13 protein-coding genes are annotated in these 14930 nt (G+C 67.5%); 5 read left to right on the top strand and 8 right to left on the bottom strand.

Annotated features, from left to right (window positions below; translation table 11 throughout):
- Positions 1 to 26 precede the first annotated feature (26 nt).
- A complete protein-coding gene (locus D5301_RS16700) occupies positions 27 to 728 on the top strand; it encodes an SGNH/GDSL hydrolase family protein (RefSeq protein ID WP_153856320.1) in 702 nt (233 codons plus the stop codon).
- A 295-nt stretch (positions 729 to 1023) separates the two neighbouring features.
- On the opposite strand, the gene D5301_RS16695 is transcribed toward D5301_RS16700, so the two are convergent.
- From D5301_RS16695 to D5301_RS16685, 3 genes are all read right to left on the bottom strand, one after another.
- Positions 1024 to 2295, bottom strand: a complete 1272-nt coding sequence (locus D5301_RS16695; RefSeq protein ID WP_110711077.1) for a HAMP domain-containing sensor histidine kinase — start codon at positions 2293 to 2295, stop codon at positions 1024 to 1026.
- A 156-nt stretch (positions 2296 to 2451) separates the two neighbouring features.
- On the bottom strand, positions 2452 to 3165 hold the full coding sequence (locus D5301_RS16690; RefSeq protein ID WP_002811889.1) for a response regulator transcription factor: 714 nt from the start codon (positions 3163 to 3165) through the stop codon (positions 2452 to 2454).
- Positions 3166 to 3252: 87 nt separating this feature from the next.
- Entirely contained in the window at positions 3253 to 3897 is a 645-nt protein-coding gene (locus D5301_RS16685; protein WP_049444410.1) for an arylesterase, read from the bottom strand.
- A 75-nt stretch (positions 3898 to 3972) separates the two neighbouring features.
- Here D5301_RS16685 and D5301_RS16680 point away from each other — a divergent pair, with 75 nt between their 5' ends.
- The 3 genes from D5301_RS16680 to D5301_RS16670 all read left to right on the top strand — a co-directional run bounded on the left by D5301_RS16680 (position 3973) and on the right by D5301_RS16670 (position 7728).
- Positions 3973 to 4620, top strand: coding sequence for an ATP-binding cassette domain-containing protein (locus tag D5301_RS16680; RefSeq protein WP_110711076.1), 648 nt, complete (start codon positions 3973 to 3975; stop codon positions 4618 to 4620).
- Complete coding sequence (locus D5301_RS16675) at positions 4617 to 7133, top strand: FtsX-like permease family protein (protein WP_153856318.1); 2517 nt, start codon at positions 4617 to 4619, stop codon at positions 7131 to 7133. The genes D5301_RS16680 and D5301_RS16675 overlap by 4 nt, the downstream gene beginning before the upstream one ends.
- A gap of 109 nt (positions 7134 to 7242) precedes the next feature.
- The gene (locus D5301_RS16670) at positions 7243 to 7728 is read left to right on the top strand and encodes a hypothetical protein (protein ID WP_228756433.1); all 486 of its coding nucleotides are present in this window, start codon (positions 7243 to 7245) and stop codon (positions 7726 to 7728) included.
- 238 nt (positions 7729 to 7966) lie between these two features.
- On the opposite strand, the gene D5301_RS16665 is transcribed toward D5301_RS16670, so the two are convergent.
- The 5 genes from D5301_RS16665 to D5301_RS16645 form a co-directional block, all read right to left on the bottom strand.
- Positions 7967 to 8893, bottom strand: a complete 927-nt coding sequence (locus D5301_RS16665) for a DUF6607 family protein (RefSeq protein WP_153856317.1) — start codon at positions 8891 to 8893, stop codon at positions 7967 to 7969.
- 73 nt (positions 8894 to 8966) lie between these two features.
- Complete coding sequence (locus D5301_RS16660) at positions 8967 to 9566, bottom strand: hypothetical protein (protein WP_049399785.1); 600 nt, start codon at positions 9564 to 9566, stop codon at positions 8967 to 8969.
- A gap of 4 nt (positions 9567 to 9570) precedes the next feature.
- Positions 9571 to 11778: a TonB-dependent hemoglobin/transferrin/lactoferrin family receptor gene (locus D5301_RS16655; RefSeq protein ID WP_153856373.1), complete on the bottom strand. Its 2208-nt coding sequence runs from the start codon at positions 11776 to 11778 to the stop codon at positions 9571 to 9573.
- Positions 11779 to 11967: 189 nt separating this feature from the next.
- A complete protein-coding gene (locus D5301_RS16650; RefSeq protein ID WP_005412278.1) occupies positions 11968 to 12162 on the bottom strand; it encodes a hemin uptake protein HemP in 195 nt (64 codons plus the stop codon).
- Positions 12163 to 12451: 289 nt separating this feature from the next.
- Positions 12452 to 13423, bottom strand: coding sequence for an aldo/keto reductase (locus D5301_RS16645; RefSeq protein WP_110714256.1), 972 nt, complete (start codon positions 13421 to 13423; stop codon positions 12452 to 12454).
- A 193-nt stretch (positions 13424 to 13616) separates the two neighbouring features.
- Between D5301_RS16645 and D5301_RS16640 the strand changes: the two genes are divergently transcribed.
- Positions 13617 to 14915: a nucleoside transporter C-terminal domain-containing protein gene (locus tag D5301_RS16640; RefSeq protein WP_110711071.1), complete on the top strand. Its 1299-nt coding sequence runs from the start codon at positions 13617 to 13619 to the stop codon at positions 14913 to 14915.
- Positions 14916 to 14930: the final 15 nt, after the last annotated feature.

Genomic DNA, 14930 nt, shown 5'->3' with positions numbered 1-14930 from the left:
TTTCCCCTTCCCTGCTGGAGCGCCTGATGTCCCGTCGCCGTACCTGCCTGCTGATGCTGGGCCTGCTGACCGCCGCCCCCCTGGCCCAGGCGCTGAGCCCGGCCAAGCCGCCGCGCGTGCCCGAGCAGGTCTCCAACGTGGCCTGGGCCGGCGACATGGCCCACTTCGCCAGCGCCGACCAGGCCAACCCGCCGCCGCGTGGTGGCATCGAGTTCATCGGCAGCTCCTCGATCCGCTTCTGGGAGAGCCTGGCCACCGACTTCCCCGGCCAGCCGGTGTTCAACCGCGGCTTCGGCGGCTCGGAAGTCCGCGACAGCACCTGGTACGCCGACCGCATCGTGGTGCCGTATGCGCCATGCAAGGTGTTCTTCTACGCCGGCGACAACGACCTCAACAGCGGCCGCAGCGCCGTGCAGGTGCGCGACGATGTGGTTGCCTTCGTGCAGCGCGTGCATCGCGACCTGCCGAAGACGAAGGTGGAGTACCTGTCGATCAAGCCAAGCCCGTCGCGCGCGCACCTGCTGCCGGCGATCAACGAGGCCAACACGCTGATCAAGGCCGCGCTGGCCAAGCTGCCCAATACCGGCTTCACCGACGTCTACACGCCGATGCTCGGCGCCGATGGACAGCCGGACGCGACGCTGTTCCGCGAGGACATGCTGCACATGACCCCGGCCGGCTACGCGATCTGGACCAGGGCGCTGGCGCCGAAGGTGAAGTGCGATTGACGCAGGCGTGCGTCGGGCATGGCCCGGCGCTACCGCAACACTATCCACGCATGGCGTGGATCTACTGAATTCATCCACGCATGGCGTGGATCCACTGCGGATCGCGGGAAACTGTCGAAGGCGGGGCGGTGTGGGTGTGCAGGACCGTTGGCGCCATGGATGGCGCCATCGAGCCCCCATGGATGGGTTTACGGCGTGTCCTGCACACCCACACCGCCCCGCCACTCCTCGGAATGCCCGCTTTTGATGTTGATGTTGCCTCGGCGGGTGCCGGGCGCAGCCCGGCCAAAGCCCTCTACCGGAAGATCACCGTGGCTTCGGTGCCCTCGCCCGGCTCGCTGGCCAGGCTGACCTTCCAGCCGAAGCGGTCGCACAGCCGGCGCACGATCGACAGGCCCAGGCCAGTGCCCTGCGGACGGCTCGGTTCGGCGCGGTAGAACGGCTCGAAGGCGCGCGACAGCGCCTCGGCGGACATGCCGATACCGGTATCGCGCACCACCACCCGGTCATTGAGCACGTGCACGTCGATACGCCCTTCATCGGTGTAGCTGCAGGCGTTGCGCACCAGGTTGCTGACCACCACCTGCAGCACCCGCGGTGGGGCATGCAGCTGCACCGGGCCGTCGCTGTGCAGGTGCACCGATACCGGGCGCGTGCCCAGCAGCTCGTTGGCGTTGTCCACTTCATAGCGGACGATGTCGTTGACGTCGAACAGCTCGATCTGCGGCTCGACGTCGGCCTCGCGGGCCAGGATCAGGAACGCATCGATCACCGCTTCCATGTCACGGCCGGCACGCTGGATGCGCTGCAGGCTGCGGCGCAGGCGCGGCTGCAGGGTTTCATCGCCCAGGGCCATGTCGCTGGCGACGCGGATGACGGTCAGCGGCGTGCGCAGCTCGTGGCTGGCATCGCGGGTGAAGTTGCGCTCGCGTGCCACATGCGCGCTGACCCGGTTGGCCAGCGAATGCAGCGCGGCCGCCAGTTGCCGGGTCTCGCCCTGCATGTCCGCCGGAAGCTTGTTCGGCTCCAGGTCGGCCGCCTCCGGGTGGCCCGGGTCCCAGCGCGAGACGCGCCGCGCCAGCCAGTTCACCGGTGACACCAGGCGCTTGGAGGCACGGTAGGTCACCCAACTGGCGCCGTATACCGCCAGCAGGGTCAGCAGCACCGGCACGATGCCGAACCAGAACGCCAGCATCTCCGCGCGCGAACGCAGGAACACCAGGTACAGCCGGCCGGCCGGGCGCACATCCACCAGCACCAGCTGATCGTCCTTGGGCAGTTCGTGGAAGCCTGGCTCCAGGTTGCGCAGGTTGGCAGGCAACGACAGGGCCGACTGCCCGCTTTCCAGCAGGTAGCCGCGGATGTTCTGGGTGTTGGGTGGCGGCTGCACCGGCGAGGCCTCGTGCAGCGTCCAGAAGTACGTCGCTTCCTCGCGCAGGGCGGCACCGACCAGGCTGTGCTTGATCACCAGCGACACCAGCCAGGCACCCAGCAGGATACCCAGGCTGGCCAGCACTGCCTGCAGGATGAAAGCGATACGGATCTTGCGCGGCAGGCCGTGCGGCATTGCGGGGTCCCGGTCAGAGCGCTGCGATTATAGGCAGCGCGCCGCGCCGTGCGGATGCATGGGAAATGACCGGTGGCAACGCCATCCGGTCATCCCCTGCCCTCGTGCGTGGCCGGATCCCGGCCGGGCCTGCTGCTGCACCGGCGCGGGCCCTGCTCAGGCCATCGGCTGGGCGATGTCGGCAATGCGGTAGCCGGCACTCTGCACGGTGTGCAGCAGCGGACGGTCGAACGGCTTGTCGATGATCTTGCGCAGGTTGTACAGATGGCTGCGCAGGGTGTCCGAATCCGGCAGGCCATTGCCCCAGATCTCGCGTTCGATCTCCTGGCGGGTGACCACGCGCGGCGATTCGCGCATCAGGATGGTCAGCAGGCGCAGGCCGATCGGCGACAGCTGCAGCTCGGTACCGGCACGGGTGGCGCGCATGCTGACCGGATCGAGCACCAGGTCGGCGACCTTGAGCACTTCCGAACCGACCTGGCGACGCTCGCGGCGGATCAGCGCGCGCAGGCGGGCTTCCAGTTCCTGGATCGCGAACGGCTTGGTCAGGTAGTCATCGGCGCCGAAACCGAGGCCGGTGAGCTTGTCGTCCAGCGTATCGCGTGCCGTGAGCATCAGCACCGGGGTGGACTTGCGCGCATCGTTGCGCAGGCGACGGCACACTTCGATGCCATCCAGGCGCGGCAACATCAGGTCGAGCACCACGACGTCATAGCTGTTTTCCGCCGCAAGGCGGTAGCCATCCAGGCCGTCCTGTGCATAGTCGACTTCGAAGCCGCGACCTTCCAGGTATTCCCCGATCATCTCGGAGATGTTGCGGTTGTCTTCGACCACCAGCACCAAGCCGGAGGTCTCCTTCGTCTGACGCATGTGATTCCCTCTAACTTCAGCTTTGTGAAACATGCCGGATCGACGGTGGACGCGATGTGAAGTTCCGTCAAGAGGGAAGTAAATCGTTCAGAGCAGCGGACGCAGCAGCGGCCAGACGTTGTCCAGCACCTTCGGCTGCGCCTGCGCGGTCGGATGAAGCCCGTCGGCCTGCATCATGCCCGGTTGCAGGGCCACACCCTCCAGCAGGAAGGGCAGCAGCGGCACCTTGTACTGCGTGGCCAGCGCCTTGTAGGCCGCCGCCAGGCGCTGGCGATAGGCCGGCCCGTAGTTGGGCGGCACATCGATGCCCAGCAGCAGCACCTTGGCGCCCGCCTTCTGGCTGGCCTGCACCATCTTTTCCAGGTTGCCCTGCACCTGCGCCGGGGTCAGCCCGCGCAGTGCGTCGTTGCCGCCAAGGGCAATCACCACCACGGTCGGTTTTTCCTTGGCCAGCAGGCCTGGCAGGCGGGTCAGCGCGCCGGCGGTGGTCTCCCCGCTCATGCTGGCATTGACGATGCGCGCCGGGGTTTTCGACTGCTGCCTGACCCGCTGCTGCAGCAGGCTGACCCAGCCGGCGTCGGCGGGGATATTGTGGGCAGCACTGAGGCTGTCGCCGAGTACCAGCACGGTGCCCGCCGGACCTTTGGCACAGGCCAGCCCGGGCAGCAGCAGGAACCCTAGCAGCAGCACCATCATCGCGCCGGCTCGCCGGCTCCATCCCGTCTTGCGCATTGGAGTCTCCTCATCGACAGCCTGTCCCCCCGCAGCGCGTCCGTTGCCATCGCCGTCGACCAGGTCGGCAAATCCGTGCAGGGCCCGGAGGGTGAAGTCCACATACTGGACAACATCACCCTGACCGTCCATGAAGGGACCAGCGCGGCCATCGTCGGCGCCTCCGGTTCCGGCAAGACCACCCTGCTCGGCCTGCTGGCCGGGCTGGACCTGCCCAGCCGCGGCCGCATCGCGCTGGCCGGCCAGGACCTGTCAGCGCTGGATGAGGAAGCGCGCGCGCAGTTGCGCGCACGCGAGGTCGGCTTCGTGTTCCAGAGCTTCCACCTGCTGCCGGCGCTGACCGCCGCCGAGAACGTCGCCTTGCCGCTGGAGCTGGCCGGGCGCGAAGACCGGGCGCGGGTCGATGAAGTGCTGGCCCAGGTCGGCCTGGCCCATCGCGCCCGCCACTATCCGCGCCAGCTGTCCGGCGGCGAGCAGCAGCGCGTGGCGTTGGCACGTGCCTTCGTCACCCGCCCGCGCATCCTGTTCGCCGACGAACCGACCGGCTCGCTGGACCACGCCACCGGCCAGCACATCAGCGACCTGCTGTTCGAGCTCAACGCCGGCAGCGGCACCACACTGGTACTGGTCACCCACGATCTGCGACTGGCCCAGCGCTGCCAGTACATCCACCGCATCGACGACGGCCGCCTGCTGCCGGTCGAGCGTGGGGCGCAGGCATGAACCTGCTGCGGCACGCGTGGCGCGCGCTGCGCCGCGAAGCGCTGGCCGGTGACCTGCTGACCGTATTCGCCGCGCTGGTGCTGGGCGTGGCGGTGATGACCGCGGTCGGCACGCTGGTGAACCGGGTCAACCTGGCGCTGACCGGCAGCGCGGCGGAAATGCTCGGTGGTGATCTCGGCATCGCCGGGCGCGATGACCCGCCGCAGGCGTTCGCCGAAGAAGCGCAGCGGCGCGGACTGGCCTATACCCGCATCGCCAGCTTCGGCAGCGTGCTGTTCCATGGCGAGGCCAGCCAGATGGCCAGCATCAAGGCGGTGCAGGCGGGCTATCCGCTGCGCGGCACGCTGCGGGTGCGGGCCACGCCCGGCGGCGCCCTGATCACCGACGCCGGCATGCCCCCCAAGGGCCAGGCCTATGCCGACCCGCGACTGCTGCAGGGGCTGGGCCTGAAGGCCGGCGATGCGCTCGAATTCGGCGCCGGTACGCTGCGCATCGCCGGCATCATCGAGGCCGAGCCCGACACCGGTGGCGACCTGCTCACGCTCTCCCCGACCCTGCTGGTCAACCGCGCCGACGTGGAAGGCACCGGACTGCTCGGCCCCGGCAGCCGCATCAACTACCGGCTGATGTTCGCCGGAGCGGCCGACCAGATCGCCGCGCTGCGGCAATGGCTGTTGCCACAGGTAAAGGGCCTGCGCCTGTTGAGCGTGGACGACACCCAGCGCGGCGTGCGCCAGGCATTCGACCTGGCCGGACGCTTCCTCGGCCTCAGCGCGCTGCTGGCAGTCCTGCTGGCCGGCGTGGCCACGGCGCTGGCGGCCAACCGCTTCGCGCTGCGCCGCATCGACCAGGTGGCGATCCTGCGCTGCCTGGGCGCGCGCCAGCGCGACATCCTGTCCGGTCTGGCACTGCAGCTGCTGATGCTGGCGGTGCCGGCCTGCGCAGTCGGCATCGGCCTGGGCATGGCGGCGCAGGAGGGCCTGGTGCAGGTGCTGGGCAGCCTGGTGCCGCAGCGCCTGCCGCTGCCCGAGGCAATGCCTGCGCTGACCGGTGCCGGCATCGGGCTGTTGCTGCTGTTCGGCTTCGGCCTGCCACCGCTGCTGCGCCTGCGCGGGGTGCCGCCGATGCGGGTGCTCAACCGCTCCTTCGCCGCCCTGCCGCCGGCCTCGCTGCTGGCCTATGTGGCGGCGTTGGCGGCCAGCCTGCTGCTGGCGGTGCAGGTCACCGGTGATCTCAAGCTGGCGCTGTGGGTGCTGGGCGGGTTGGCCGCGCTGGCGGTGGCGGCCGGCGTGGTCGGCTTCGTGCTGCTGCAGCTGCTGCGCGGCCTGCAGCACCGCCTGCATGGCCACTGGCGGCTGGGCCTGGCCGCGCTGACCCGGCGCCGGATGCTGGCGGTGATGCAGCTGGTCGGGCTGTCGCTGTCGCTGTGCGCGCTGTTGCTGCTGGCGGTGACCGGCCCCGGCCTGCTGCAGCAGTGGCGCGAGCGACTGCCCGCGGACACGCCGAACTACTTCCTGATCAACATCCAGCCCGAACAGCGCGACAGCGTGCTGGCCACGCTGCGCGGGTTGGGCGCCAACGACGCCAGCATCGAACCGATGGCCACTGGCCGCCTGATCGCGATCAACGGCAAGCCGCCGCTGCGCGTGGACCGCTCGCCGGAACAGAACGGGCAGCCGGCGTCCAGCGAGGCCCAACGCGACGACGATGACGAGAACCGGCCGTTGAACTTCAGCTGGCGCAGCAGCTTCCCGCCAGCCAACACGCTGGTCAACGGTACGTTCTGGAAGGCAGACAGCACCGCCGCCGAAGCCTCGGTGGAGATCGGCTGGGCCAAGCGCTACGGCGTGTATCCCGGCGACCGCATCACCATTGCGGTGGGCGAGCAGGAACGCGAGTTCACTGTCACCAGCGTGCGCAAGGCGGACTGGAACACCTTCCGTCCGAACTTCTTCGTGCTGCTGAACCCGAACGCGGTGGGCGATACGCCGCACAACCTGCTGTCGGCATTCCATCTGCCGGCCGGCAAGGCCGCCGGATTGGGCGAGCTGGTACGCGCGCAGCCGAACCTGTCGCTGCTGGACGTGGACGCAGTGATCTCGCAGGTGCGCGATGTGATGGAACGGGTGGCGCAGGCGGTGCAGCTGGTGATGGTGTTCAGCCTGCTGGCCGGCATGCTGGTGCTGCTGGCCGCGCTGCAGGCCACGGCGGGCGAACGGCGCTACGACAGCGCGGTGCTGCGCACGCTGGGCGCGACCCGGCGCCAGCTGCGTGGCGCGGTGCTGGTGGAATTCGGTGCGCTGGGCACGCTGGCGGCGTTGCTGGCGGTGGGCGCGGCCGCTGCGATCGGTGTGGCGGTCTCGCAGAAGGTGTTCGAGCTGCCGTTGCTGCCGCCGTGGCCGGGCCTGCTGATCGGCGGCGTGGTCGGCATCGGCTTGAGCCTTCTGGCAGGCTGGTGGGGTACGCGCGCGATCCTGCATACGCCACCGGCACTGGCCCTGCGCGAAGCCTGACGCGATCGTGACACGCTCGGGTGGGGCGCTATGCTGCGCGCGCCACCCGATCGGATCGTCCGGAAGCGCGGAACGTTGCTCCCGCGCTCCCGATGTTCAAGGAATGAAGATGAAATACGGCCTCTGTCTGCGCATCCTTCTGGCCAGTTCCCCACTGTTCGCCGCGGTGCTACCCGCAGGCGCCCGCGCGGCAGATGGCCATGTTCCTGACGCGGTGCAGGCCTTCGTGCTGGAAACGGTGCTGGCCGATGAAGCGCAAGCCTTCCACGAGGGCCACCCGACCTATCTGGTTCCGGCCAGCGTGTCACGCACGCGCAGCGATGCCGGCGTGGTGGCCGACCTGCGTGCTGAGTTCGACCGGTTCTACCGGGGCCAACCGAAGCCGAGAAAGGAAGTGGCGCACATGGCGATCCTCGTCGCACAGACCGCGCTGCTGCTGCCGGACCGTAGCGCCTGCAGCACGGATCGAGTGCGTTGCCACGAAGCCATCCTCGGCGTCCGCACCCGCGATGACGAGGCCAGCCTGCAGGCCACCCTGCGTGCGTTCCAGGACGCTGGTCTGGACCTGACCACCTTGAGTGGGCCGGCGTCCTGAGTGCATCGCATCCACGCATGGCGTGGATGCAGCGTGCGATCACCGATGGAGAGCGTGCCGAGCAAGCTCGGCACCTACCAGGAGCGGATATGCGGCACGGTAGATCCACGCCATGCGTGGATGCGGTGTGCAATCGCCGGCGAAGAGCGTGCCGAGCAAGCTCGGCACCTACCAGGAGCGGATACGCGGCGCGGCACCTGACCAGAGGATCCGCGCCATGAGTCGAGCAGGGCTCGACTTACTGGGCCTTTTCCACGTACTTGGCGAACACGTCGTCGATCTGCTTGTCCTTCACCTTCTTGCCGGCCTGGATCTCTTCGGCCTGGGTGAACATCGGGATGATCATCGCCATGCCGTCGATCTTGGTCTTCAGGTGCACGCCCGGGGCCTGGCCGAGGAAGCCATCCCAGCGCTGGCGCACCTTTGCCCAGTAACCGGCGGTGGCCTTCCAGTAGTTCCGCGCCGGGGTGAAGTCGACCTCGGTGGTCTTCACGTAGTCGTTGAAGCCGAACTCGCGGGCGATCTCCACCTGGCTGCCATCGGCGTTGCGCTGCACCTTGGTGTTGAACTGCTCGTGGGTCCAGCCGTTCGGGGTCAGCGTGTGGCGGTTGATCACGGCCAGCGCGTTGTAGTCACTGCGCTTGGTGTACTCGCGGCGCGGCAGCGGACGCCAGCTCAGGTCGCTGGTCCAGCTCGGCACGTTGTTGGTGTAGGTCCAGGTGCCGGTGCCGCAATAGCGCGGTGCGTCGCTCACTTCGTATACGCACTGGGTCCAGGCGCCCTGGTTCACCGCCGCCGGAATGCTGCGCACCTTCCAGGTCTGGTCGGCACTGAACTCGAAACGGTTCGGTGCTTCGTACACCCAGTCCTGGCGCCAGTGCTTGGTGATGTGGCCGCTCTTCTCGTCCAGCAGCAGGTGCTGCAGCACGATGCGCTTCGGCGTGTCCTCGACCACGATGACCACTTCGCTGCCGCCGCTGCGCATCGCCGGTGCGCGCTCGTAACCCGGCTTCAGCAGCACGGTCTCGTCGAAGGCGAAGTCCACGGTGTACTCACCCTGCATGGCAAGGATGCTGTCGTGGTCACGGGCGATATCGGAGGGCTGCGCGCTGGCCACGCCGCTGGCGGCGAGCACAAGCAGGGCGCTGGCTGTCTGGAACTTCATCGGGGTCTTCCTTCGGGGTTGCAGATGCGTTGAGAGGCCGTCCGTGGCCGACAGGCGTTCCATCAGGAGTGGATCACAGGCGGATCAGCGGCAGGTCGCCGGGAATCCGCGGCGCCGGACGCCGCGCGGCATCGGCACAGCAGCAATCGTCGATTGCCAGCTCGCCTTCGGCACCTTCCAGCCGTGCGATGCGGCGCGCGGTGGCTGCGCCCAGCGAGGACAGGGTCGACAGACTGGCGGCCAGCGTGCGGCCATCGTCGGCGGCATGCAGGCGCAGCGCGCACAGGCGCCAGCGCTGGCCACCGAGATGGCCGGCCAGGCGCCGCCACAGGCGTTCGCCGACACTGCCATCGCTGTCGTGTTCCGGCCCCGGCGGCAGTGCAGCCACCAGCCGGTCCCAGGCCAGGAAGTCGCTGTCCGGCAGCAGGTACAGGCGCCACACGCAGCGGCCACGGCCATCGAGGAAGCACAGGCTCTCGCGCAGGCCTTCACTGTCCACGCCCTGGCAGGCATGCACGCGTACGGCCTGGCGCCAGCCGCCCAGCTCATTGCCGTCGGCGTGGTACAGGCACAACACGGTGCCGAGCGTGGCCAGCTGTGCCGGGGTCGGCCAGGCCGCGCTGTACGGCGCGGCGATGGAGTCATTCCTGCGTGCGGACAGTGCTCGGCTCATGAGGTCACCAGGAAACGGCAAGGCTGGCGGAGAAGGTGCGGCCCGGGCTGCTGAAACGATCGCTCAGTGCGCGATTGGTGATCAGGCTCGGGGTGATCGACGACCATTCGATGTAGCGCTTGTCGGCCAGGTTGAACACGCCGACATTGAAGGTGGCACCCGGTGCGAAGTTCCAGTGCGCCATCAGGTCCAGCACGCCGTAGCCGGCCGGCTGGTAGACGAACGGCGCCGGTGCGTTCGGATTGGTCTGCGCGGCAGGCGGCGGCAGGCGCTTCTTGCGCTGCACGAAGGTGCCGGCCAGTTCGACGCCCCAGCTATCGGTGTCGTACATCAGGCCCAGCGTGCCACGCAGCGGATCGACCGAGGCCAGCGGTTCGTCATCGGTCCGGTTGTCACCACGCGACCATGCCAACGCACTGCGCAGCGCCCAGCCCTTCAGCGCCGGGCTGAGTTCACCGAATTCGATGCCGGCCTTCATTTCCGCACCATAGATGCGCGCGTCGGCGATGTTCTGCGACTGGAACACGGTCAAGCCCTGTGCGTTGCGGCCGGTATCGACGTTGGACTGGATGAAGTCCTTGTAGTCGTTGTAGTAGCCGCTGACGCTGACGTACGCCGCCGGCGCGATGAAGCGCAGGCCCAGTTCGTAGCCGTCGCTGGTTTCCGGCTTCAGGTCCGGGTTGGCGATGGCGGTGTAGCCGATGGCCACGTTGGTCAGGCCGATGTTGACGTCGTTGTACGGCGGCGAACGGAAGCCACGCGCATAGCCGGCGAACAGCGACCACTGGTCGGTGAAGCGCCAGACCATGCCCAGCTTCGGCGACACGCTGGTCTTCTTCAGCTGCGCTACGGCGGTAGTCGGATTGTCTTCGGCGAAGATGCTGTCCACCTCCGGCTTCAGCTCGTAACGGTCCACGCGCACGCCCGGCACCAGCGACAGCTTGCCGTCGGCCAGGCGCATTTCATCCTGCGCGTACAGGCCCAACTCGGTGGTCTTGCTGATCGGGAAGTCACGCACCGGGAAGGTGTCCGGTACCACCGTGTTGCTGACCACGCCGGCCTTGCTGACCTGGTAGCCGTCGCGCTTCTGGCGGATCTCGGTGCGCGTGCCCTCGAAGCCGTAGGTCAGCGCGTGTTCGACCGCACCGGTGCTGAAGGCCTTGTTGAACTGCGCCTGCAGGCCATAGGCATGCTGGTCGAAGGAGAACACGCGGTGACGGCGGCTGCCGTCGGTGCGGGTCTCGTCGGTCTGCTGCCGGGTTTCGCTGTTCTGCGCATACACCTGCCAGTGCAGGCTGTCGGCGAACGGCTGGTCCAGCGCATCCATTTCGTGGGCAAAGGACACGCGGGTGCGCTTCTGCGTGTCGTGGGACTTCATGCCAGTGGCCGCAGCCATCGCGCCGGGGCGCGGTGCAACGCTGGCAATCGCCGACAACACATTGGTATCGGTGGTGTCTTCGTTGCCTTCCACGGTCAGGCGGAAGCGCTGGTCTTCGCTCGGTGCATAGACCAGCTTGCTGAGCAGGCTGCGGCCATCACGATCCTGCGGATTGGACGCAGTGCGGGTGTCGTTGTCGCTGCGCACCGTGCCCTTGTTGTCCGTTTCCTGGCCCTGGTGGTGGTTGACGTTGACCAGGCCGCTCCAGTGGTCGCCACCAAAGGCGGCGGTGGCACCGCCGAGCAGGCCCTTCCACTCACCGTCGTAGCCGAACTTCAGGCCGAAGTAGCTGTTCTTGCCATCCTTGAGGTAGTCGGCCGGGTCCTTGGTCACGAACGCGACCACGCCACCGAGTGCATCGGAGCCGTACAGCGAACTGGCCGGACCACGCACGATCTCCACGCGCTTGAGCGTATCGAGGTCGGTGAAATTGCGGTTGGAACTGGCGAACGAACCGATGTCGAACCGGGTCGGCATGACGATGCCATCGGTCTGGATGCGCACACGGTTGCCGTCCAGGCCACGGATGCGGAAACCATCCAGGCCGAAGCGGGTCGCGCTGCGAGTGACCGACAGGCCCGGTTCGTAGCGCACCAGATCCTTGATGTCCTGCACCAGGTGCCGGTCCATCTGCTCGCGGTCGATGACGTCCACGGTGGCCGCCACGTCGCTCACCGCCCGCTCGGTGCGGGTGGCGGTGACCTGCACCCGGTCGAATTCGCGCGCGTCGGGCGCAGCGGCGGCAGCAGCGTGGGCGGACAGCGGCAAGGCCATCCAGACAGCAAGACACAGGGCGGTATGGCGGGTCATCGGGTTCATTCGGTCAGGCAGGGGAACCCCCGGTTACCGGCACACCTGGAAGGTGCACGCGGTAGACCGAGGGGGAGAGAGCGGGAGCGGGCGGGTCGCCCACCCTGTCGGCGCTGCCGGCAGGAGGGAGGGAGGCGGGCGACCAGACCGCGATTACTTGGTCAGGATCAGCTTGTCGTTGCTGGTGTGCCGCAGGCGATAGAAGCGGTCGCCGTGCTGGATCAGGATTTCACGACGGCCCTTGAGCAGGGCTTCGCTGTCGATGACCTCTTCCGGCGGAACGACGCGGACCGGGCGATCGCGGAGGGTCAGCGTTTCGGGGCGCAGCAGTACAGGTTGAGCATTCATGAGCATCTGGACTCGTGCGAGGGACGAGTTAAATGATAATGATTCTCAGTTGACAATCAACAACCATTCTCAATTTGATTGATGAGATTAATGATCGAATTCTGAAATGCGATAGATTTCATCTATTGAAATATGGGGGCACACGGCTTTTGTAGAGTCGAGCCACGCTCGACTGCTCTCGCGCCGTCGTCTGGAAATGCCCGCGCTACGTGCGGAGTCGAGCATGGCTCGACTCTACAAAGGCCCGACCAACCTGGAGTCGAGCACGGCTCGACTCTACAAAGGGCTGTCAGGCGAAGACGGCTTCGACCTGGGCCCAGCCGGCCGCGTCGACCTGCTCCAGCACGTCCAATGCCTGCAGGTTCTGCAGCAGCTGGCTGACCCGGCTGGCGCCGAGGATCACGCTGGAGACGTTCGGATTGCGCAGGCACCAGGCGATGGCCAGGGTAGCCGGGGCATGACCCAGCGCGCGTGCCACCTCGCTGAAGCGCCGCACCTGGCCCAGGCGGGCCTCGGTGTCGTCACCCAGCACCAGCGCGTGCAGCCACTCCATGCCTTCGCGACCCAGCCGGGCATCAACCGGGATGCCCTGGTCGTACTTGCCAGTGAGCAGGCCCGAGGCGAGCGGCGAGAAGATGGTGGTGCCCAGGCCAGCGCCGGCATACAGCGGTGCGTACTCCACCTCCACCCGTTCGCGGTGCAGCAGGTTGTACTGCGGCTGCTCCATCGACGGGCCCTGCAGGTTGCGCGCCTCGGCGATGTCCAGCGCCTGCTGGATCTGCGCCGCCGACCACTCCGAGGTGCCCCAGTAGAGGATCTTGCCCTGCCGCACCAGGGTGTCCATGGCATGCACGGTCTCGGCGATCGGCGCGTCCGGATCCGGGCGGTGGCAATAATAAAGGTCCAGGTAGTCCACCCGCAGACGCTTGAGCGCGGCATGGCAGGCATCAGTCACGTGCTTGCGCGACAGCCCGCGCTGGGTGGGCCGAGGGTCCTTGGCACTGCCGAAGAACACCTTGCTGGACACGCAGAAACCGTCGCGCGGCAAGCGCAGGTCGGTGATCACGTCCCCCATCACCTGTTCGGCGCGGCCATTGGCATAGCCCTCGGCGTTGTCGAAGAAGTTGACGCCATGATCCCAGGCGGCGGCCACCAGGTTGCGGGCCTCGTCGCGCGGGATCTGGTCACCGAAGGTCACCCAGGCGCCGAAGGACAGGGCGGAAATCGGCAGGCCGGTGGAGCCCAGGCGACGGTATTGCATGCAAATCTCCTGCTGCGGGCCCGCATCCGGGCCGGGATCGAACCCCATTCTACCTGCCCCCGCCGCGCGCAAGCCCTTGCCGTTGCTGGCCTGATCGGTACCGATGGCCGCGCGCACGCTGCTTTTTCTTGCCCCGGCCCCTGCCCTGCACTAGGCTTCCCGTTTTTCGCGACGCCCCAGGGGAGTCACTCACATGGTCGAAGGTTTGGGCAGGATCGGCTTCGGCCTGTTCGGGTTGGCGGTGCTGATCGGCATCACCTGGTTGTTTTCCAATAACAAGCGCGCGGTTGACTGGAAGCTGGTTGCCACCGGTATCACCCTGCAGATCGCCTTCGCGGCGCTGGTGATCCTGGTCCCGGGCGGACGCGACGTGTTCGACGCACTGGGCAAGGGCTTCGTCAAGATCCTCAGCTACGTCAACGAGGGCTCGGGCTTCATCTTCGGCTCGTTGATGGACACCAAGAACTACGGCTTCATCTTCGCCTTCCAGGTGTTGCCGACCATCATCTTCTTCTCTGCGCTGATGGGGGTGATGTACCACCTCAACGTCATGCAGGGCATCGTGCGCGTGATGGCCTGGTCGATCACCAAGGTGATGCGCGTGTCCGGTGCTGAAACCACCAGCGTCTGCGCCAGCGTCTTCATCGGCCAGACCGAGGCGCCGCTGACCGTGCGCCCGTACATCGCCAAGATGACCCAGTCCGAGCTGCTGACCATGATGATCGGCGGCATGGCCCACATCGCCGGCGGCGTGCTGGCGGCCTACGTGGGCATGCTCGGCGGTGGCGACCCGGCGCAGCAGGCGTTCTACGCCAAGCACCTGCTGGCGGCCAGCATCATGGCAGCCCCGGCCACCCTGGTCGTGGCCAAGCTGCTGATCCCGGAAACCGGCACCCCGCTTACCCGCGGCACGGTGAAGATGGAAGTCGAGAAGACCTCCAGCAACATCATCGACGCGGCCGCCGCCGGCGCCGGTGACGGCCTGAAGCTGGCGCTGAACATCGGTGCGATGCTGCTGGCCTTCATCGCCCTGATCGCGCTGCTGAATGCCCCGCTGACCTGGATCGGCGATGTGACCGGCCTGGCCGCTGCCATCGGCAAGCCGACCAACCTGTCGACCATCTTCGGCTACGTGCTGGCCCCGATCGCCTGGGTGATCGGTACGCCGTGGGCCGATGCCACCACCGTCGGTTCGCTGATCGGCCAGAAGGTCGTGATCAACGAGTTCGTGGCCTACACCGAGCTGTCGCAGATCGTGAACGGCCAGATCGCGGGCGTGAGCCTGTCCGAGGAAGGTCGCCTGATCGCCACCTACGCGTTGTGCGGCTTCGCCAACTTCAGCTCGATCGCGATCCAGATCGGCGGCATCGGCGGCCTGGCCCCGGAACGTCGCCACGATCTGGCCAAGTTCGGCCTGCGCGCGGTGTTGGGCGGTACCATTGCCACCTTCATGACGGCGACCATCGCCGGCGTGCTGACGCACTTCAGTTGAACCCTTGGTTGAGAA

It is taken from the genome of Stenotrophomonas sp. MH181796, from assembly GCF_009659995.1.
Taxonomy (GTDB): domain Bacteria; phylum Pseudomonadota; class Gammaproteobacteria; order Xanthomonadales; family Xanthomonadaceae; genus Stenotrophomonas; species Stenotrophomonas riyadhensis.
The sequence above is the reverse complement of the archived record's forward strand: the minus strand, read 5'-3'. Positions and strand labels throughout refer to the sequence as shown.

Coding starts and splice junctions, on each gene's coding strand:
- D5301_RS16650 (WP_005412278.1), bottom strand. CDS start 12,162: ATGAATGCTCAACCTGTACTGCTGCGCCCCGAAACGCTGACCCTCCGC.
- D5301_RS16640 (WP_110711071.1), top strand. CDS start 13,617: ATGGTCGAAGGTTTGGGCAGGATCGGCTTCGGCCTGTTCGGGTTGGCG.
- D5301_RS16670 (WP_228756433.1), top strand. CDS start 7,243: ATGAAATACGGCCTCTGTCTGCGCATCCTTCTGGCCAGTTCCCCACTG.
- D5301_RS16690 (WP_002811889.1), bottom strand. CDS start 3,165: ATGCGTCAGACGAAGGAGACCTCCGGCTTGGTGCTGGTGGTCGAAGAC.
- D5301_RS16660 (WP_049399785.1), bottom strand. CDS start 9,566: ATGAGCCGAGCACTGTCCGCACGCAGGAATGACTCCATCGCCGCGCCG.
- D5301_RS16655 (WP_153856373.1), bottom strand. CDS start 11,778: ATGGCCTTGCCGCTGTCCGCCCACGCTGCTGCCGCCGCTGCGCCCGAC.
- D5301_RS16675 (WP_153856318.1), top strand. CDS start 4,617: ATGAACCTGCTGCGGCACGCGTGGCGCGCGCTGCGCCGCGAAGCGCTG.
- D5301_RS16645 (WP_110714256.1), bottom strand. CDS start 13,423: ATGCAATACCGTCGCCTGGGCTCCACCGGCCTGCCGATTTCCGCCCTG.
- D5301_RS16695 (WP_110711077.1), bottom strand. CDS start 2,295: ATGCCGCACGGCCTGCCGCGCAAGATCCGTATCGCTTTCATCCTGCAG.
- D5301_RS16700 (WP_153856320.1), top strand. CDS start 27: ATGTCCCGTCGCCGTACCTGCCTGCTGATGCTGGGCCTGCTGACCGCC.
- D5301_RS16685 (WP_049444410.1), bottom strand. CDS start 3,897: ATGCGCAAGACGGGATGGAGCCGGCGAGCCGGCGCGATGATGGTGCTG.
- D5301_RS16665 (WP_153856317.1), bottom strand. CDS start 8,893: ATGAAGTTCCAGACAGCCAGCGCCCTGCTTGTGCTCGCCGCCAGCGGC.